Origin of the sequence: Nocardioides sp. (assembly GCF_036401255.1) — a bacterium.
Taxonomy (GTDB): domain Bacteria; phylum Actinomycetota; class Actinomycetes; order Propionibacteriales; family Nocardioidaceae; genus Nocardioides.
Map to the genome: position 1 here is coordinate 1 of NZ_DASWVI010000123.1, position 2,845 is coordinate 2,845.

Annotated in this window: 3 protein-coding genes and 1 pseudogene; 1 reads left to right on the forward strand and 3 read right to left on the reverse strand. The window is 74.8% G+C overall.

Annotation, left to right across the window (positions count from 1 at the left end; genetic code table 11):
- Positions 1 to 328 (forward strand): annotated as a pseudogene (locus VGD85_RS05495) (oxidoreductase); the annotation flags it as partial.
- Between the two features lie 505 nt (positions 329 to 833).
- Here the strand turns inward: VGD85_RS05495 and VGD85_RS05500 are convergent.
- The 3 genes from VGD85_RS05500 to VGD85_RS05510 form a co-directional block, all read right to left on the reverse strand.
- Positions 834 to 1,196: a hypothetical protein gene (locus tag VGD85_RS05500; RefSeq protein WP_331062438.1), complete on the reverse strand. Its 363-nt coding sequence runs from the start codon at positions 1,194 to 1,196 to the stop codon at positions 834 to 836.
- Positions 1,193 to 2,554 (reverse strand): hypothetical protein, encoded by a 1,362-nt coding sequence (locus VGD85_RS05505; protein WP_331062439.1) that lies wholly within the window; start codon positions 2,552 to 2,554, stop codon positions 1,193 to 1,195. Before VGD85_RS05505 ends, VGD85_RS05500 begins: the two co-directional genes overlap by 4 nt.
- Positions 2,551 to 2,845 (reverse strand): hypothetical protein (locus VGD85_RS05510; RefSeq protein ID WP_331062440.1); only part of this gene is annotated, 295 nt, incomplete at its 5' end. The genes VGD85_RS05505 and VGD85_RS05510, both read right to left, overlap by 4 nt.

The window sequence follows — 2,845 nt, forward strand, 5'->3', positions numbered from 1 at the left end:
CGAGCTGCTGACCGCCACCACCTCGGCGCCCGCGCTCGTGCTCGCCGCGGTCGTGCACGCCGAGCTCGCGACCGCGGCGCCGTTCCCCTCCCACAACGGGATCGTGGCGCGCGCCGCCGAGCGGCTGGTGCTCGTCGCCCGCGGCGTCGACGAGAAGTCGCTCGTCGTCCCCGAGGCCGGCCACCTCGCGCTGCGGGCGGCGTACGAGTCCAACCTGCGCGGCTACGCCGGCGGCGGGCAGGCCGGCGTGCACTCCTGGCTGCTCTACGCCGCCGAGGCGTACGCCGCCGGCGCGGAGGCGAGCCCCCTGCGGCTGGCCTCCGGGTAGGTGACGGTGGTCGAGGAGGCGCGCCAGCGCCGTCTCGTAACCACCTCGGCTCACGGTGGTTGAGGAGGCGCGCCAGCGCCGTCTCGAAACCACCTCGCCGCTACCTGGGTCGGTGAGACCCCTGGGCGACTGGGTTTCGAGACGCGACGTCACGGCTTCGCAGGCTCAGCCGTGGTCGCCCTCAACCTCCTCGGGCGACGTGGTCTGCGACGGAGTCGCAGACCACGGCCCTCGGACATGCGAACGGCACCCGGCGTTCGCAAGTGATTGGTCCGGGTGCCGTCGCTGACACGTGACTCCGATGGTTACCAGGCGTGCAACATCTGACTGCTGTCGCGGGAAGGTCCCGACCGACACGCGCCCTGTAGGAAGGGTAGATCGCCGCGTGGGTACCCGGATCACGTGCTGCCCTGTTGAGTTCTGTGACTCCGTGTCTACGCCTGATTCGGCGCACGTTCAAGGACCAACGAGGGTTGACTTCCGAGCCCCGGTGAGGTGCGTCCGCTCACCGGTACCGGCGGGCCAGGTCGCGACCGGTGGGCCGGTCGGGAAGGCCCAGACCCGCGGGCGCCACGGTCGTCCCGTCGGGGGTCCGGCCGCTCAGGTAGACCACGACCCGGTCCGCGTCGTCGCCCAGCAGCTCGACCAGGGCGGCGTGCACGGCCCGCAGCACCTCGTCGAACACCGCGGCTCCGGGCACCTCGACGGTGCCGCTCAACGCGCCGGCGGCGTACTGCAGGTGGTTGTAGGCGACGTCGTGCGCGGCGGCCCCCGGCACCGCGCCGATCGCGGTGGCGACCGCGGCCGTGACGTCCGCCTCCGCCGGGCGGCCGCGGCCGAAGAGCCGGGCGATCCGGGGCGGGGTCACGGGCGGTCACCTCGGCTGACGGGGACGTCGACGGCGGTCGCGCTGCCCCCGGGTCCGACCAGGAACGGGGCGAGCGTGGACTGGTACTCCCGGAGGATACGTCCGGCGTCGGTGTCGGCACCCAGCTCGTCGCGCACCGACTGGGCGTACTCGACGTAGCTGTGGTTGATCGCCGGCTGCCAGAACTGACCGGGGCTGGCCAGCGTCACCGTGGTCTCGCGGTCCGGGAACGGGTCGAGGCCGGTGCTCAGCCCGCCCAGGTCGAGACGCGGCACGACGTCGAGGCCGTGCTGCACCTGCAGGACCTGGACCGACGGGTCGATCGCGACGTGGTCGATCGGGGCCCCGTAGGTCAGCACGTGGGAGACGGAGTACCGCTGCACGAACGCCGGATCGGACGCCAGCGTCGCCGCGATGATGCCGCCCTGGCTGTGGCCGACCAGCAGGACCGGCGCGCCCGGCGGGATGCCGGCGCGCTGCATCGCGAGCTCGACGGACTCGGCGGCCGCGGTCGGGTTGCCCGCGACCAGCTGGAGGTTGGCCGTGAGGTCGCGCCCGGTGGCGCCCGCCGCTGGGGTCCAGGTCTCGGTGCCGGGGATCGAGACGACGTACGCCGAGCCGCCGGTGCCGTGGTCGATCCGCGTCACCCGGACGTCGCCGTGGCTGGCCGGGTCGCTGCCGACCTGGTAGCTGTCGGTCACCCCCTGCATGAGCGAGGGCAGGTCGCGCGGCCCGGTCAGCACGGGGTGGTACTGGCTGGCCCGGCTCGGGTCGGTCGGCACCGCCACCGGGTCGCCGGCCGCCCCGGGGCCCTCGTCGAACCAGTGGGCGTCCTCGCCGGTGACGCCGCTGACGACGGCACCCGCAGCGGCGCCCACCGTCGACAGCGCGCTCGCCGCCAACGCCGCGACCGACCAGTCCCGCTCGCCGGTGAGGACGTCGTCGAGCTTGCCGGTGAAGTCCGAGGCGTGCTCCCCGGCGTGGGCGAGCCCGGCGAAGAACGCGCCGAGGTGGCGGGTCAGCCAGCCGAGCAGTCCACCCGGCGGAGGCGGCGCCGTACCCGCGCCGACGGTCGCGGCCGGACCCGCCGCGGCGTCGGAGGCGTGGTCCTGGGCGGCCGCCTCGGCAGCGAGCAGCACCGCGAGCGCCGAGAGGTGTTGGGCGGTGCGGTCCAGCGCCGGCCGCTCCTGGTCCTGCCAGCTCGCGCGGACCCGGTCGGCGTCCGAGCCGGACCAGTCCAAGGACATCAGCGCGGCGTCGAGGCGCCGCGCGATCTCGATGATCTGGTCGGAGCCCTCGCGGATCCGGTCACCGGCCTGGCGGCCGGCGAGCGTGTCCATCCCGTGGGTGAGGCTCATCGGGTGGCCGCCTCGTGCACGAGCCGCTCCAGCGCGCCCGTGACGTCCCACACCAGCAGCTCGGCGAGGTCGCCGGGTCGCGCGAGACGCACGTCCGTGCTGCCGTCGGGCAGCGGCGTGGCCGACCACAGCTCGTCGTCGGTCGCGAACCACGTGCGCAGGACCAGGGGGCGTTCGTCGCTCTCACCCTCGGCGGCGGCGCCGGTGGTGGCCAGCGCGACCATCGCGCGGCACTCCTCGGCCCAGCCCGGGCCCGGCCGGCGCACCGCGCCGCGTTGCCGTCGACCGGCC